We start from the raw sequence: 16,246 nt of genomic DNA on the forward strand, positions 1-16,246 counted from the left end.
TGCTGACTGGAACCATACGGGGTGAGGGATGAGCCAGATCTCAAAGAATGGAACGAACACGGAAAGCACCGGGTGCTGGGGCGCAGAGTTGCTGGCGGACGGGAGCGCGCATTTTCGTCTCTGGGCGCCGAGCGAGAATGCGATTTCGCTGCGCTATCGTGGCCGGGATATTCCGATGCATGATGCTGGAGACGGCTGGCTCGAGGCGACTGTGACGAAAGCCGTCGCCGGTGACGAGTACATGTTCGTCCTCCCGGATGGAAAAGCCGTCCCGGATCCAGCGTCGCGGGCGCAGGCTGGCAAGGTGGACGGCCCGTCGCTGATCGTCGATCCGAGCTACCAATGGCAAAATTCGCGCTGGCGCGGCCGCCCCTGGGAGGAGGCCGTGATCAGCGAAATCCATATCGGCGCCTTTACACCCGAGGGTACGTTCCGGGCGGCAGCGGAGAAACTGAAGCATCTTGCGCAAACCGGCATCACTGCGGTCGAAGTGATGCCGGTGGCGCAATTTGCCGGTAATCGCGGCTGGGGTTACGACGGCGTGCTGCAGTACGCGCCGCATTCCGCTTATGGGACGCCTGGCGATTTCAAGGCTTTCATCGACGCGGCACATGGGCTCGGCCTCATGGTGCTGCTCGACGTCGTCTACAATCATTTTGGACCCGAGGGTAATTACCTGCACACATATGCGCCCGGCTTCTTCCATAAGGATCGGCAAACGCCCTGGGGTGCGGCGATCGATTTCGGTCAGGAACCGGTGCGGCGCTTTTTCATCGAGAACGCACTCTACTGGATCGGTGAATTCCGGCTGGACGGGCTCAGGCTCGATGCCGTCGAGCAAATCCACGATACCTCCGGAAAGCATGTGCTCTTAGCGATTGCTGAAGAAGTGAAAGCTGCTTTCGCCGACAGGCAGGTTCATCTGGTCGTCGAAGACCAACGCAATCTCGTGGAACTGCTTGTCCGTGACGAGAGCGGCGCTCCCAAAGCCTACAAGGCCGAATGGAATGATGATTTTCATCATGTGGCCCATATCATCGCGACCGACGAAATCATCGGTCACTACAAGCCTTTCGCCGATCAGCTCTGGCACAAGCTTCGCCTCGCGCTCCAGCACGGCTTCATTTATCCCGATCGAACCGATCGGTTGGAGCTACCCGTTGGCGAACGCCGCTACCTGCCGCCGACGGCCTTTGTCGATTTCCTGCAGAACCACGACCAGATCGGAAACCGTGCGTTCGGCGAACGGCTGGTGAGCCTTTCCGATCCCGAGATGCTGGACGCGTTGACCGCGATCCTCCTGCTTTCACCTCATATTCCCTTTCTCTTCATGGGGGAGGAGTACGGGGAAAGGCGGCCCTTCTATTTCTTCACCGACTACACGGGCGAGCTCGCCAAGATAGTCCGCGAGGGTCGCATGGCGGAAGCCGAGGGTTTCGGCGGATTGAAGGCCGGCAGAAGCGTGGCCGATCTGCCTGATCCAAATGCGCCTTCGACCTTCGAAAATTCAAAACTCGACTGGCAATGGCGGGAGAACGAAGAGGGTCGGAAAAGCCTGGCTTTCGTCGCCGAACTCCTGAAGTTGCGCAAGACCTATATCGTGCCGCTGCTGCGGCAAAACTGGGCCATCGAGAGCGGTGTGCTCGAAGCGCCAGAAGGGGCGGTCGCCGTCTGGTGGAAGTTTGCCAACCTGACGCTGGCGCTGCGCGCCAATTTGTCAGGGCAGGCACTGGTCCTGCCGTCAATCGCGGGAACTGTGATCTACGAGCACTACGGCCGGGAAGCAAAGCCTGCCGAGAATGGCGCGCTGCCGCCGCTTTCGGTTGTCTTTGCCATAGATATTGAGCCGGCAAATTAAGCATCTGAAAAATTCGCGTCGTAAGCGAGCTCCGGACTGATTGAACGCAGGCCATTCGCGGCTATATGCTGTGGCGATGTTTCAGCTGCTGTCGACCTATTGGCCGCATATCCTCTTCGTCATCTCGATTGCCATGGGGGCAGCGGCGGCGATCCATGCCACCATGACCAAGGAAGAGGTCCGGGCTGCAACCGGCTGGGTGGGCGTCATCATCCTCTCGCCGATCGTTGGCGCGCTGCTTTACATGATTGCCGGCATCAACCGTATCCGCCGCAAGTCGCTGAGCCTTCGGCGTGATGCGCTGCTGCCTGCCGCCGATCTGGACGAGCTCGAGAAATTCGACGCGGAGACTGAAGCCGTCATCAGCCAGTTCGGCCGGCGTTTTGCTGCCCTGCAGACGCTCGGCGATCGCGTTACGCGCTACCCGCTGACGACAGGCAATACGATCGACATGCTGGAAAACGGCGACGAAGCCTATGCAGCAATGAAGACGGCAATCGATGACGCGCAGAGCAGCATCCTGCTCGAAACCTATATCTTCGACCGCGACAGGATCGGGCTGCGCATCGCCGACGCGCTGATTGCAGCCGTCAGGCGCGGCGTGGAAGTGCGTGTACTGATCGACGCCGTCGGGGCACGCTATTCGGTGCCGAGCATTCTCGGGTACCTGAAGGAAGGGGGCGTCACCGTCGATGTCTTCAACGGCAATGTCATCATGGGGCTCAGGCTGCCCTATGCCAACCTGCGCACTCACCGCAAGATCCTGATCGCGGATGGAAAGACCGCGTTGACCGGCGGCATGAATATCCGCGAAGGCTTCAGCGAGGAGGCGGTCGGCGGGAGTTTTGCCCACGACACGCATTTCAGCGTCAGCGGCCCGGCGGTTGCCGATCTCTTCGACGTCGCGGCTGAGGATTGGCGTTTCACGACAGGCGAAGTCCTGAACGCGGAGGCTTGGCGCATCGATCGGCCAGAACGCAAGCGCGGCGATCCGGTCTTCATGCGTGTCGTCGCTTCCGGGCCGGACCGGAGCGTGGAGACGAACCACAAGATGCTGATGGGCGCCTTTTCCGTAGCGCGCCAGTCGATCCGGATCATGTCGCCTTACTTTTTGCCGGATCGGGAGCTGATCAGTGCGCTGGCAACAGCAGCCCGGCGTGGCGTGGAGGTCGATATCGTCGTGCCCGCCGCCAACAATCTCGTTCTGGTCGACCGGGCGATGACGGCGCAGTTCGACCAGATGGTCAGGAATTATTGCCGCATCTGGCGTTCGACCGGCAGCTTCAGCCATTCTAAGCTGCTCTCCATCGATGGAACCTGGGCCTATGTCGGCTCCTCCAATCTCGATCCGCGCTCACTGCGGCTGAATTTCGAGGTGGATCTTGAAGTACTGAATGCGGGCTTTGCCGGCGAAATCGATGAGCGCATAGACGATGCCATCAAGTCCGCCACGCCCGTGACGCTTGAGGGGCTGTGGTCGCGGCCCTTCCTGGTGCGGCTTCTCGAAAAGGTGCTTTGGCTGGGTTCGCCGTATCTTTGAACGAGTTTTCGTGATTGCGGCATGGCAAGTTTTATTGCGCTGCCTATAATCTGGGAAAAAAGCTTTTCGAGCAATGGAGCCGGCGTTCCTTCCGATGCAAGCCAAAAAGAAAGACAGTCTCCCCGCCAGTATCATCGCTTCCATCAAGAATAGGAAGAAACGCGTCGAGACCTGGCGCGCCGGGCTGAAGCCGCGCAGTGACGGAACGCTGATCGCCTCCTACAATGTCCATAAATGCGTCGGCACCGATCGACGCTTCGATCCGGAACGCACGAGCCGTGTCATCCATGAGATCGATGCCGATGTGATCGCCTTGCAGGAAGCCGATACGCGCTTCGGCGAGCGTACCGGCATTCTCGATCTCGCCCGGCTGGAGCGCGATACCGGGCTTGTTCCTGTTCCAATTTCAGGGGCTGTGAAAGCACATGGCTGGCACGGCAATGTGGTGCTCGTGCGAAAGGGCCTGGTGCATGACGTGCATCAGGTGAAGCTGCCGGGCCTGGAGCCCCGTGGCGCACTGGTTGCGGAAATAGAGCTCGAATCTGGCGGCAAACTGCGCATCATTGCCGCCCATTTCGGGCTGCTGCGCCATTCGCGGGCACAACAGGCAAAGACGCTGGTCGATCTCATCAGCGACCGTCATGAAATGCCGACAATCCTGCTTGGCGATCTCAACGAATGGCGGCTCGGTGACCGCTCGTCTCTTCACACCTTTCAGATGGCCTTCGGTCCGCTGCCGCCCGCCGTTCCGAGTTTTCCGGCCGGCTTGCCGGTCCTGGCGCTTGACCGCATCATTGCCAACCGGAAAGGGATCATCTCCGCAGTGGAGGTGCATGACACTCCGCTCGCCCGCATGGCGTCCGACCACCTGCCGATCAAGGCGGTGGTCGATCTGCAGCAGGAGCTGGCAAGGACCTGAAATCGTTCGGGCTTTCAGGCCCGGACGGGAGCGGGAAGGAGCTTGCCTTTAAGCAGCAGCCACAGTGTGCCGATCGCGATAAGCGCAAGTGCGATATTGACCAGGATGAAGATCACCGGCGCAAGATGGCTGATCGCTCCAGTGTCGCCATGTCCCATCAGACGCAAGCCGGCAGTCGAAAGCGCCGTCAGGCCGAAGGTGAAGGCCCAGTATGAGCCTGCGAAGGGCTGCTGCATGATCCAGGGCAACTGACGGCCGACAATCAGAACCTGCAATATGGCGTAGCCGAACATGGCATGCACGAACATATCGGGCGCACCCCCGGTGACGCTGAGATAAGCGACACTGCCGACGGCAGGCGGGGCAATCTGGATGCCAAGAGTTGGCCGAAAGGGCGCGGCAAGTTCCGGGGCCATCAGCAGCCGGTGCAGCAGCACGGATTCGATTGCCAGCCACGAGAAGAACCCAGCGCCAAAGGCGAGCTGACCCCAATCGGCATAACCAAGCGTACCTGCCGCAATAGCGGTGACGAAGGAACCGGCAACCGTTGGCAGATAGAGGACCGGCGTGTTGGTGACCGGATCACGTCCGCCACGCCACAGCAGGCCGGTTCGCCACAGCAGGAAAAACAGGGTGACGGCAAATCCGACAATTGCCAGCGCTTCGGCCGCGATACGCGAATAAGGAAGTATGGCAAGTCCTGCCAACATGGTCGCAACACCGATCAGCCCGACAAAGCAGCACTGTATGGGATGTTCAAGCTCGGCCATCGCCTCCTTCGGCGCGACGAGCCATTTTGCAGCGTAGAGGAGAATGAGGATCAGCCAGATGGCGAAGCCGAGCAGGCTGATCGCCTCGCCTATATCAGGCGAGACGGGCCAGACGGCAGAGGCAGCGCGCCAGCTGTTGCCGAGCCCGACAACGCCGAGAACAATGCCAAAGAATGCAGCGGGTATGCGGGGCAGCAACATTTTCGTTTCTCCGGACTAATCCGGCGGGCGCTACGCCCCACCGGCAGGGCAGGTGGTCGTCACTTAGCAATAGCGTCGGCAGCGTCCATGACGCGAGCCGAATAGACAAGAGCAGCGCCTGCATTGACAGAAATTGCAACGCCGAGGGCTTCGGCAATTTCATCCTTGGTGGCGCCGAGCTTCTGGGCTTCGGTTGTATGCACGACGATACAGCCATCGCAACGAACGGTAACAGCGACGGCAAGAGCTATCAGTTCGCGCTGTTTGGCGTCGAGATGATTTGTCTTCTGCCCGGCCGTCGAAAGGGTCTGGTAGCCTTTGATGGTTTCGGGCGCGATCTTGGAGAGTTCGCCGATCCGGCCGAAGAGTTCGCTGCGATATTCCTTCCAGTCCAACATGAAAGTCACTCCATCTGAAATCAGCACCGGCGTGATTGCCTCTGCTTCTGGAAATGACTATGACCGCAAGAGCCGATACTTTGAATGCTCAGGAAGGTCATTTTCTAGCGCGATCGTCTCATGGATGTTTTAAGCCGCCTCATCGAACTTGCCCGCCTACAGCCAACGCTCGACATTCGCTGCCGACTGCAAGGCGCGTTTCATATCGATCACGAACCCGTTGCAGCAGGTACCCTGCCGTTTCATCTGATCCTGGGCGGCGACTGTCTCATTCGCCTCGGCTCCGGTCGTGAAATCACCTTGCACTCCGGCGATTTTCTGCTGCTGGCGCGCGGCGATGCGCATGCGATTATCGGTTTGCGGCCACGCGGAGAAATGCAGCCACTGCGCGTTACGACGGGCGGTATGTTGCCCTTGCGCGAAAATGGTCAAGGCGAGGCCGATGTCGACCTGCTCTGCGGTCATTTTGATTGCGCTCCAGGATCGGCAGCCTTGCTGCTCGACAGCCTGCCTGACGTCTTTCACGTATCGCTCGCTGCGGAATCGGAGGAAATGCTGAAGACGCTTGTTGCCATGCTCTACAGGGAAACAGCTGAAGAGAAGCCGGGAGCATTGGCGATTATCACCGCGACCTGCCTCTCGCTCTTCATCATGGCGGTAAGGGCAGGCAAGGCCTCGCCCATCGCATCGGCGGGACTGTTGCAGCTGCTTGGCGATGCCAGGCTTGGCAAATCCGCAGTGGCGATAATGTCCTCGCCGGCCCTTGCCTGGACGATTGATGATCTTGCCCGCCATTCGGCCATGTCGCGGGCAACCTACGCCCGGCAATTTCGCGAGCGCGCCGGAATGACGGTCGGCGCATTCCTGACCGATATCAGGATGATGCTGGCGAGCGACCTGCTGCTCCGGACGCGGCGAACGGTTGCAGATATTGCTGCAGAGGTCGGTTATGAATCCGAAGCCGCCTTTGGCAAGGCTTTCAAGGCACGACGGGGCATAACACCGGCCCGCTACCGTTCTGCGGAACAGGCAAGGCAGACCGGGCAGCAGTGATGGCGCAAGAACCGTGCGCTAGCCGCTGTGCCGTTCAACTTCCGTCAGGACGGAGATAAAGGCGCGCAGACTCTGCGGCACGTGCCTATGACCGGAATAGTAGAGGCAGAGGCCGGGAATCGGCGGACACCAGTCGTCAAGAACGGAGACCAGTTCGCCGCTGGCAAGATAGGGCCGGGCAACCCTTTCCGCCACATAGGCAATGCCAAGACCCTTCGCAGCCGCCTCCGCCATCAGTCCCACATGATCGAGCGTCAGTGCGCCAGACACCTCCATGGTCACTTCCTGTCCGTGTTTTTCAAACTCCCAGCGATAGAGCTTGCCACTCGGCATGCGCAGGCGAATGCAGCGGTGATGCCTCAGATCCTCCGGTGTTATCGGGGATTTGTGATTTCTCAGATAGGTGGGTGCGGCAACCGCAAGGAAGCGGGCCTCTCCACCGAATTCTACCGCGACCATATCGAGCGGTACGGATTCTCGCAGGCGGATGCCGGCGTCGAAACCTTCGCTGACAATATCCACCAGTCGGTTTTCGGTCACCACATCGAGCGATATCGCGGGATAACGTTCGAGAAAAAGAGGGATGGCCGTATTCATCAGCACACGGGCCGCAATCTCGCTGGCATTGATGCGCAGAGTGCCGCTCGGCTGACCGCTGAATTCGCCGACTGCGTCGAGCGCCAGATCAAGATCCCGCAACACGGGCTTCAGCCTGTCGAGAAGCATTTCGCCGGCTTCGGTGACTGCGACGCTGCGTGTCGTGCGGTGCAGCAGGCGCACGCCCATGCGCGCCTCCATGTTGCGCATCATGTGGCTCAGTGTCGAAGGCGATAAGCCAAGTTCGCCGGCCGCCCTGCGGAAGCTGCGGTATGTGACGATTGCCGCAAAGGCGTTGAGATCATCAAGTGTCGGCCGGTAACTCATGGGTATTTTTCAACAACTCATGCAAGTTTGAACGGATTATCACATCAATAATCACCTCTATCTTTGCTGTCATCAAGCCGCGATCCAGCGGCATCAGAAAGGTAGAGACGATGACGAAGACATGGTTCATCACGGGCACATCCTCGGGTTTCGGCCGGATCATGACCGAGAAGCTGTTGGCGCGCGGCGATCGGGTAGCCGCCACCGTGCGAAAGCGGGAGGCCCTGGCTGACCTTGAGGCGCAGTATGGCGAACGGCTCTGGGTCGCAAACCTGGACGTCACCGACGACCGGGCCGTTCATGCAGTCGTCGACACCGCCTTTCAAAAGATGGGGCGCATCGATGTCGTCGTCAGCAATGCCGGATACGGCCTGTTTGGCGCTGCAGAGGAGGTGAGCGATGCGCAGATCCGTCATCAGATCGATACTAACCTGATCGGCTCCATCCAGGTGATCCGCGCGGCCTTGCCGCATCTGCGTCAGCAGGGCGGCGGTCGCATCCTGCAGGTCGCTTCGGAAGGCGGACAGATCGCCTATCCGAATTTCAGCCTCTATCACGCGACCAAATGGGGGATCGAAGGTTTCATCGAGGCGGTAGCGCAGGAAGTTGCTTCCTTCGGCATCGACATCATCATTGCCGAGCCGGGACCGGCGGGCACGGATTTTGGCGCCGGTCTCGTCAGGCCGCTACAGATGGATGTGTACGAGGGCACGCCGGCCGGCCAGGTGCGCAGGGCAATTGCCGGCGGCTCGTTCAAGATCCTGGGCGACCCGGTGAAAATGACCGACGCGATGATTGCGGCGGCCGAAAAACAACCGGCACCCAAGAGACTTGCGCTTGGCAGCACGACCTATCAGTCGATCCGCAAGGCTCTGGGCGAGCGGCTTGCCGAGCTGGAAGCACAGAAGGAGATCACGCTGTCGACCGATATCGACGTCTGACTGCCCTCAGCGGTCGATCGTCGCCATGATCGTGTCGTTGTAGCGCTTGCCGGAAACCTTGCCGGGGGCAAGCGCTTCATCGAGCGCCTTCATGTGTTCGGCGCCAAGCGCGATGGAGGCAGCGGCGATATTGTCTTCCAGATAGGCGCGGCGTTTGGTGCCGGGGATCGGCACGAAATCGCTGCCCTTGTGGAGGATCCAGGCGAGCGCCACCTGGCCAGGCTTGGCTCCGAGCGAGGATGCAACGGAGCGGACGGCCTCGGCCGCGCGAACATTGGCGTCGTAATTTTCGCCCTGATAGCGCGGATCGCCACGGCGGAAATCGCCTTCCGGATATTCCTCTGCGCGCTTGACTTCTCCGGTCAGGAAGCCTCGGCCGAGTGGGCTGAAGGGCACGAGACCGATGCCGAGTTCCTTCAAGGCGGGAATGACGTCGGCTTCCAGATTGCGCTCCCACAGCGAATATTCACTCTGAACGGCTGAGACGGGCAGGACGGCATGAGCGCGGCGGATATTGGCGACACCGGCTTCGGAAAGCCCGAAATAGCGAACCTTGCCCTCCTTGACGAGTTCGGCAACGGTAGCAGCGACGTCCTCCATCGGGACAGCCGGATCGACGCGGTGCTGGTAGATGAGATCGATGTGGTCGGTGGCAAGACGCTTGAGCGAGCCCTCGACGGCGCTGCGAATGGTTTCCGGCCGGCTGTCGCGCTCGGTGCCGACCTGCTTGCCATCCTTCAGGCGAAAGCCGAATTTGGTGGCGAGCGTCACCTCGTTGCGGCGACCCTTCAGCGCACGGCTGAGCAATTCTTCATTCCTGTAGGGGCCGTAGACCTCTGCCGTGTCGAGAAAGGTGCAGCCGAGCTCGATGGCGCGGTGAAGGGTGGCGATGGATTCCGTTTCATCCGCCGGGCCGTAGGACTGGCTCATTCCCATGCATCCGAGGCCGATGGCCGATACTTCAAGTCCCTGGCTGCCGAGTTTGCGCTTCTGCATCATCATGCTCCTGCTTCTCAAATGGGAGAGGTCTATATAGACCCCGGCGCAGGATTATGAATGCGCGAAAATCCCGATAAACTGCGTGAGCGTTCAGCTGTTGCGGTGGTGCCGGTTGTTGCTGTCATCAGATGTGTAGGTGGCGAGGCGAAGCGCATCCATCAGGACGGCAATGATTTGCTTCCACATGGCGTTTCTCCTTTCGCCAGTGTTCTCTTCCTCTTGCGCGCAAACTTCAAACGAGCTTATCGTCGGTTTCGGATAACTTGAGGTTATGGGATGAAACGCGGCCGGCTTCCCCTGACGGCATTGCGCAGCTTCGAGGTTGCTGGCCGGCTCGAAAGCTTCACGCTTGCGGCGGAGGAACTGTTCATCTCGCAGGCGGCCGTCAGCCGGCAGATCCGCGAGTTGGAGCAACTGTTGGGTGAGCCGCTTTTCGAGCGGCGTCATCGCAGTGTTCTGCTGACGGGAAGCGGACGGAAACTGCTTGCCGTGCTCACTCCATCCTTCGACCGGATCGATGAGTGCCTGGAGGATATCCGCGGGGCTTCAATGTCTGCGGATCTGAAAGTCAGCGTCGAGCCTTCCTTTGCCGCTTGCTGGCTGGTGCCACGACTGCCGGAATTCCGCAAACGTCACCCTGACGTCGAGATCTTGCTCGATGCCGATCCGAGGACGATCGAATTTCGTACCGGGCAGGCGCAGATCGCGATCAGGCACAGCGCCACCGTCACTGCATGGCCACGAACGGAAAGCCGGCACCTGATCGATGTCCGCATGGTGCCGGTGATCGCATCCGATCTTCTGGAGCGTGGCACGCCGATCTCCTCTCCGCATGACATCTTTGCTTATGGGCTTTTGCATGAGGAAACCCGCGACGCCTGGAGCCGGTGGTTTGGGGCGGCTGGCCTTGCCATGCCCGAGACGGCGAGGGGGCCGGTCTATGCCGATGACGGCCTCGTGTTGCAGGCGGCACTGCGCGGCCAGGGCGTTGCGCTCCTTGATGAAGCCTTTGCAGAGGAGGAAATCCGGGGTGGCCGTTTACGACAGCTTTTCGATCTCGCTGTGCCGAACGGCGCCTATTGGCTGGTGACCCGCAGCTTCGACCGCCTTCCACCTCCGGCCGCGGATTTTGTACGCTGGGTCACCGAAAGCTTTCACAAGCACTGACGTCTACCCGCCTGTCGCCATCCGCTTTTGGGCGGCCTCGCGGACAAGCTTCCATCGGGTAAGCTCAAGCGTGGCGTCTGCCAATGCGCGATGCGCCGGGATTGCGACCTTGCTTTCCTCGATGATGCCGTCGATGAGCCTCGACAGCTCTGTCTCGGTGACAGTCGCTCCTGTCAATTCGCGCGCCGTGGCCATAAAGGCATCACGTGACTTGCCGAGCCTGAGAGCATGGCGCGGAAAGCCTGCGGCGCGCAGGAGAACGCTGAGCCATTTTCCGTCCCATGACGGCGCGCTCGCATAAAGATCGTGGCCGGTCAAAACCTCGATCATTTCGCTGGCGACCTGTTCCACCGGCACGCCCTGCGACGCGAGCAGTGCCTGCGGAATCCCGTGGATTGCTTCCGCATCCGCAGCCCAATCGTCCCAGTCGGGGGCAGGCCGGATCAAGGTCGAGTGCGAACGTCCATCCTCGAACACCCAGGCAACTTCGATGGGAACGCTTTTCTTGCTGAGGGACGAAGCCTCGAAGTCCAGGAAAACGATCAATGCAACGCGACAGGCGAGAGCTGCCCTCCAGCGAAAGAGTTTATCCCGATCGGACCGTGCTTCAAGTTTAGGGCGTCGGCTCGAACGAACAGGGAAATGCAGCCTAGCGCTGCCGGCATTTATTTGTCGAGCCGCGTGCCATCGGCGCTGAAGATATGCAGGTGGGCAGGATCACAGCTGAAAGCGAGCTGACTGCCGGTCGCAATGTCGCCAGATCCTCTATATTCGACGGTCAGAGGCTGACCGTCGCCAAGCTGACAGTAGAGGAATTGAGTCCCGCCGAGATATTCGTCGAAATCAACCCTTGCCGCCAGAACCCCATCCCGCGGTTCGGCAATGCTCAGATGTTCCGGCCGCGCGCCGAGCGTGATCTTCTGGCCCGCCGTCAGGCCCGCGCCGCCGATCGGCGAACGAATGCGGTTGCCGGCCACCAGGATGCTGCCGTCACCTACCCAGCTTGCCTCCAGCAGGTTCATGCGCGGCGAACCGATGAAGCCGGCAACAAAGACATTATTGGGTCTTTCGTAGATCTCGCGCGGTGTTCCCGCCTGTTCGATATGCCCGTCACGCAGCACGACGATCTTGTCGGCAAGGGTCATTGCCTCGGTCTGGTCGTGCGTGACGTAGATCATCGTATTGCCGAGCTCACGGTGGAGCCTGGCGATCTCGATGCGCATGGAGACACGCAATTCTGCATCGAGGTTCGACAGCGGCTCATCGAAAAGAAAGACCTCCGGCTTTCGGACGATCGCACGGCCGATCGCCACGCGCTGCCGCTGTCCACCAGATAGCTGGCCCGGTCGGCGGTCAAGCAGATGGTCGATCTTCAGGATCGCCGAGGCCGCCTTGACGCGGGCCTCGATTTCCGAGGCCTGCGTCCGCGCCATTTTCAGGCCGAAGGCGAGATTGTCGCGCACACTCATATGCGGATAGAGCGCATAGGACTGAAAGACCATGGCGATGCCGCGATCAGAGGGATCGAGATCGGTGACGTTACGTCCCTTGATCTCGATCTCGCCGTCGGTGACATCCTCCAGCCCGGCGATCATGCGCAGCAGCGTCGATTTTCCGCATCCGGAGGGACCGACGAAGACGACGAAGGACCCCTCCGATATGGTCAGGTCGATGCCGTGGATGACTTCCAGATTGCCGAAACTCTTGCGAATTTCGGTCAGCACGACGCCCGTATCCGCCATTTTATTCACCGCGCGCCTCTCCGGCTCTGACCCAGACGAGCATCTCGCCCGGTTCGCGATTGTCCCAGAAAGGATAGGGCACGAAACGCGCGCTCGCCTGTTTTGCGGCAGGCGGAGACGTACGGTAGAGCGCGGCGCCCCAATCGGCCGTGTCGCGGCTGATAGGAAGGTCGAGAGCGACTGCCCCGCGAAGGCCTGCAATTTCTGATGTCTTCGCCTGCGAGACATCGGCGGAAAGGGTAATGCCATTCAGCCCCTCGCCATTGTCGGTCTCCTCGACGCAATAGACGAGCGGACCGCGCATCAGCGCCGTGCGGCCGGCATCCTGGCGGACCAGCGGGTTGGCAAAGAGCTTACGGGCGGTCAGCGGGATCGAGAGATCCACTTTGTCGCCGCCCTTCCAATCGCGCTCGATACGCGCATAACCATCGATGACGACGGATTGCAGATCGAGCTTTTCGCCGTTGACGGAGAGCGCCGCACCTTCGGCCCATTCCGGTATGCGTAGCGACAGCGCGAAACGGGCGGGATGGTCGAGCGACACATCGAAATGGATCGCGCCATCCCAGGGATAGCGGGTCTGCTGGGAAAGCTCGACCTTGGCGCCGGCAAGATCAAAACGTGCCTTGCTTTCCCCGTAGAGATGGACGGCAATCTCGTCTTCGGCGATCGCATACATATAGGAGCCGACGGATGCGAGCAGGCGGGCAATGTTCGGCGGGCAGCAAGGGCAATGGTGCCAGATCCAGCGGTGATGCTTGCCGGCACTTTCCAGCGGGTTCTCGTAGAAGAAGCGCGTGCCGTCGAGCGACAGGCCGGCCATCGCACCGTTGTAGAGCGCCTGCTCCATGATATCGGCGTAACGACGATTTGGACCGCGGCCGAGCATGCGGTTCGCCCAGAAGACCAGGCCGACGGAGGCGCAGGTCTCTGCATAGGCGCTTTCGTTCGGCAGGTCGTAATAGTCGGTAAAGCCTTCGTTGGAGGCGGCCGGGCCGATGCCGCCGGTGACATACATCTGCTTGGTCGTCAGGTCGTCCCAGAGAGTCTCGAGTGCTGATGTCAGCGTATCATCGTTGTATTCGGTCGCGATATCGGCCATGCCGGCATAGAGATACATGGCGCGCACCGCATGGCCGACGACCTTCTTCTGTTCGCGCACCGGCAGATGAGCCTGGCCATATTCATAGGTCTTCTGGTGGAAATCGGCAGCACTGCGACCGTCGCGGGCAGCCTCGTCGGTGAAGAAATGCGGTTCGGTGCCGCGCTCGTCGATGAAGAACTTCGAGAGGTCGAGATATTTCTTCTCGCCGGTGACACGCGCCAGCTTGACCAGCGCAAGTTCTACCTCTTCGTGGCCGCAATAGCCGGGGAACTGGCCGGGGCCGTGGCCGAAGACCGTGATCAGGTAATCGGCATAACGGCTCATGATGTCGAGCAGCTTCTTCTTGCCGGTCGCCTGGTAATAGGCGACGGCGCCTTCGATCAGGTGTCCGGCGCAATAGAGTTCGTGATGGTCGCGCAGGTTCGTCCAGCGCCGGCCCGGCTGCACGCGTTGGAACCAGGCGTTCAGATAGCCGTCCTTGTCCTGGAGTTTCTCATACATGTCGATGATCTGGTCGACGCGGGCCTCGAGTTGCGGATTGGGCCGGCGGTAGAGTGAATAGGCCACGGTCTCGATCGACTTGCCGAGATCGCTGTCCCAGAACATCTGCGTCGTGCCGCCCCAGGGGCCGATCGGAATGACGACGCCGGGGCTTGGCTGCGTCACGTCGATTGCCTGCAGCATGCCGGCCTCGACACAGCGGTCGAGCAGCGTTTCGGCGGTGGAATCGCAGATCGCGTCCTGGCGATCGCCAAACAGCCCCTGCAATTCGACACTTGGCACGGGCAGGGGACGGAACTGGCGGTCTCTTTTCAGCTGGTTCATGGCTTCATCCATTTTGTTGAAAGGTCATCATTTCACCGCGCCGGCCATCAGCCCGCGCATGTAGTAGCGTTGCAGGAGCAGGAAGACGATCAGGCAGGGGATCGTCATCACGACGACGCCGGCCTGGACCGCGCCCCAGTTGATGGCGCCGAGGCGTCCGGCGCGCACAGCCGTCATCAGGACGGGAAGCGTGTATTTCTCATTGCTGGAGAGCAGCACGAGGGCGGCCAGGAATTCATTCCAGGCATTGAGGAAGGCAAAGATCGCGACTGTCGCAATACCCGGCAGGACCAGCGGCAAGAGAACACGGATCAGCAGTCGCAGGTCCCGGGCACCGTCGATGCGTGCTGCCTCCTCGATCTCCTTCGGCACGGCGTCGAAGGCGTTGCGCATCATGAAGACGGAGAAGGGAAGTTGCAGCGTGACATAGACGAGGGTCAGCCCCAGCAGCGAGTTGTTGAGGCCGAGCTTCGCCAGGATGATGAAGAGCGGCGTCAGGATCGACTGGAACGGGATCATCAGCGTGGCGATGATCAGCACGAAGAGGGCATTTTTCAGCGGGAAGCGGTAGCGAGAGAAGCCATAGCCAGCGAGCAGGCTGACGGCGACCGTCAGCAGTACCGTTGCCAGCGAAACCAAGAGCGAGTTGATCATGTGCCGCCAGATGCCGGCGCCGAACGTATCGAGCAGCGCATAGGCATCGAAGCTGACACCTGTCGTCGGCCATGGGGGCAGCGGCGGCAGGCTCGACTCCGTACCGTGTCGGAACGAGGCAAAGAGCGTGATGACGAAGGGCGCCAGGAAGAAGATCGAAATGGCGATCCCGGCGACATGATAGGCCGATTGCGACCTGAAGCGCTTGCGGGCGCGGCGTTCCCGTGAGGAGATCATCAGCGTTCCTCCCCGACACGCAGCAGCCAGAGCTGGACGATGGATATCGCCACCAAGATCGCCAGAAGAGCGATCGACAGGGCGGACCCGTAGCCCAGATTGAAGGATACGAAGGACTGGTTGAAGATGTAGTAGACGACCGAGATCATCTTGTTCTGAGGTCCACCCGAGGTCATGATGTAGAACTGGTCGAAGGCAAGGATCGACCCGGTGACCGAGACGATCAGCGCTAGCGCAATCGTTTTGCGCATCAGCGGCAGGGTGAGATGCCGGAAGCGCTGCCAGCGCCCGGCGCCATCGATGCGGGCGGCCTCCGTCAGTTCGGACGGGATGGCCTGCAGCCCGGTCAGCAGGATGATCATCGTAAAGCCCGCGATCTTCCAGACGACCATGACGATGATGGTCGCGAAGGCGGTATCGAAGCTTGCCATGATATTGGGGCTTCGCTCGACGAGGCCGAGTGCGCGAAGGGCAGGGCCGAAGAAGCCGCTATCGACATTGGCAAGCCAGACCCACAGAAGCGACGCCGTCGCCAGTCCCACCACGACGGGCAGGAAGATGATCGTCCGGTAGGTGCTGACGAAGCGGCGTTCCTTTTCGACGAAGATTGCCAGCGGGAAGGCGATCGCAAAGATCGCGATGGTCACGATGACGGTGTAGTAGGCGGTGAAATTCAGAGCCGCCATAAAGCGGCTGTCGTTCCACATGCGGGTATAGTTGGCAAAACCAATCCAGCGCGAGGCGCCCATCAGCGGCCAGTTGTGCAGGCTCATCCAGCCGGTGAACAGCACGGGCATGACGAAGAAGACGATGACGAGCGCCATGGCGGGCGCAATGTAGAGAAAGCCGCGCCATTGCGACCTTCGCCGTTTTCGGACAGCGCGCGTGCGCTGAGGACCGGAACCGGTCATCG

15 protein-coding genes are annotated in these 16,246 nt (G+C 60.6%); 6 read left to right on the top strand and 9 right to left on the bottom strand.

What is annotated here, in order from left to right; translation table 11 throughout:
• The first annotated feature begins 28 nt into the window (after window positions 1-28).
• The 3 genes from treZ (at window position 29) to FHX06_RS13775 (ending at window position 4,317) form a co-directional block, all read left to right on the top strand.
• A complete protein-coding gene (gene treZ / locus FHX06_RS13765) occupies window positions 29-1,858 on the top strand; it encodes a malto-oligosyltrehalose trehalohydrolase (protein WP_183879662.1) in 1,830 nt (609 codons plus the stop codon).
• Between the two features lie 76 nt (window positions 1,859-1,934).
• Window positions 1,935-3,398, top strand: a complete 1,464-nt coding sequence (locus FHX06_RS13770) for a phospholipase D-like domain-containing protein (RefSeq protein ID WP_112546346.1) — start codon at window positions 1,935-1,937, stop codon at window positions 3,396-3,398.
• A 94-nt stretch (window positions 3,399-3,492) separates the two neighbouring features.
• On the top strand, window positions 3,493-4,317 hold the full coding sequence (locus FHX06_RS13775) for an endonuclease/exonuclease/phosphatase family protein (RefSeq protein WP_112969176.1): 825 nt from the start codon (window positions 3,493-3,495) through the stop codon (window positions 4,315-4,317).
• A 14-nt stretch (window positions 4,318-4,331) separates the two neighbouring features.
• Here the strand turns inward: FHX06_RS13775 and tehA are convergent, their stop codons facing one another.
• Entirely contained in the window at window positions 4,332-5,288 is a 957-nt protein-coding gene (tehA, locus tag FHX06_RS13780) for a dicarboxylate transporter/tellurite-resistance protein TehA (protein ID WP_183879664.1), read from the bottom strand.
• 59 nt (window positions 5,289-5,347) lie between these two features.
• The gene (locus FHX06_RS13785) at window positions 5,348-5,686 is read right to left on the bottom strand and encodes a carboxymuconolactone decarboxylase family protein (protein ID WP_183879666.1); all 339 of its coding nucleotides are present in this window, start codon (window positions 5,684-5,686) and stop codon (window positions 5,348-5,350) included.
• Window positions 5,687-5,806: 120 nt separating this feature from the next.
• On the opposite strand from FHX06_RS13785, the gene FHX06_RS13790 reads away from it, so the two are divergent.
• A complete protein-coding gene (locus tag FHX06_RS13790) occupies window positions 5,807-6,739 on the top strand; it encodes an AraC family transcriptional regulator (RefSeq protein WP_113210133.1) in 933 nt (310 codons plus the stop codon).
• 18 nt (window positions 6,740-6,757) lie between these two features.
• Here the strand turns inward: FHX06_RS13790 and FHX06_RS13795 are convergent, their stop codons facing one another.
• The gene (locus FHX06_RS13795) at window positions 6,758-7,663 is read right to left on the bottom strand and encodes a LysR family transcriptional regulator (protein ID WP_113014475.1); all 906 of its coding nucleotides are present in this window, start codon (window positions 7,661-7,663) and stop codon (window positions 6,758-6,760) included.
• A gap of 110 nt (window positions 7,664-7,773) precedes the next feature.
• Here FHX06_RS13795 and FHX06_RS13800 point away from each other — a divergent pair, with 110 nt between their 5' ends.
• Window positions 7,774-8,604 carry an SDR family oxidoreductase gene (locus FHX06_RS13800; RefSeq protein ID WP_113210134.1) on the top strand — a complete coding sequence of 277 codons (831 nt, stop codon included), beginning with the start codon at window positions 7,774-7,776 and terminating at the stop codon, window positions 8,602-8,604.
• A gap of 6 nt (window positions 8,605-8,610) precedes the next feature.
• On the opposite strand, the gene FHX06_RS13805 is transcribed toward FHX06_RS13800, so the two are convergent.
• A complete protein-coding gene (locus tag FHX06_RS13805; protein ID WP_113210135.1) occupies window positions 8,611-9,606 on the bottom strand; it encodes an aldo/keto reductase in 996 nt (331 codons plus the stop codon).
• 273 nt (window positions 9,607-9,879) lie between these two features.
• Between FHX06_RS13805 and FHX06_RS13810 the strand changes: the two genes are divergently transcribed.
• A complete protein-coding gene (locus tag FHX06_RS13810; protein WP_183879668.1) occupies window positions 9,880-10,770 on the top strand; it encodes a LysR substrate-binding domain-containing protein in 891 nt (296 codons plus the stop codon).
• A 3-nt stretch (window positions 10,771-10,773) separates the two neighbouring features.
• Here the strand turns inward: FHX06_RS13810 and FHX06_RS13815 are convergent, their stop codons facing one another.
• The 5 genes from FHX06_RS13815 to FHX06_RS13835 all read right to left on the bottom strand — a co-directional run bounded on the left by FHX06_RS13815 (window position 10,774) and on the right by FHX06_RS13835 (window position 16,244).
• Window positions 10,774-11,316 carry a transcriptional regulator gene (locus FHX06_RS13815; protein WP_113210137.1) on the bottom strand — a complete coding sequence of 181 codons (543 nt, stop codon included), beginning with the start codon at window positions 11,314-11,316 and terminating at the stop codon, window positions 10,774-10,776.
• Window positions 11,317-11,435: 119 nt separating this feature from the next.
• Complete coding sequence (locus FHX06_RS13820; protein ID WP_113210138.1) at window positions 11,436-12,512, bottom strand: ABC transporter ATP-binding protein; 1,077 nt, start codon at window positions 12,510-12,512, stop codon at window positions 11,436-11,438.
• Between the two features lies 1 nt (window position 12,513).
• The gene (locus FHX06_RS13825) at window positions 12,514-14,442 is read right to left on the bottom strand and encodes a glycoside hydrolase family 127 protein (protein WP_183879670.1); all 1,929 of its coding nucleotides are present in this window, start codon (window positions 14,440-14,442) and stop codon (window positions 12,514-12,516) included.
• Between the two features lie 27 nt (window positions 14,443-14,469).
• On the bottom strand, window positions 14,470-15,333 hold the full coding sequence (locus FHX06_RS13830; protein WP_113210139.1) for a carbohydrate ABC transporter permease: 864 nt from the start codon (window positions 15,331-15,333) through the stop codon (window positions 14,470-14,472).
• Entirely contained in the window at window positions 15,333-16,244 is a 912-nt protein-coding gene (locus tag FHX06_RS13835) for a carbohydrate ABC transporter permease (RefSeq protein ID WP_112969037.1), read from the bottom strand. The genes FHX06_RS13830 and FHX06_RS13835 overlap by 1 nt, the downstream gene beginning before the upstream one ends.
• Window positions 16,245-16,246: the final 2 nt, after the last annotated feature.

Source organism: Rhizobium sp. BK512 (assembly GCF_014194915.1).
Classification (GTDB): Bacteria; Pseudomonadota; Alphaproteobacteria; order Rhizobiales; family Rhizobiaceae; genus Rhizobium.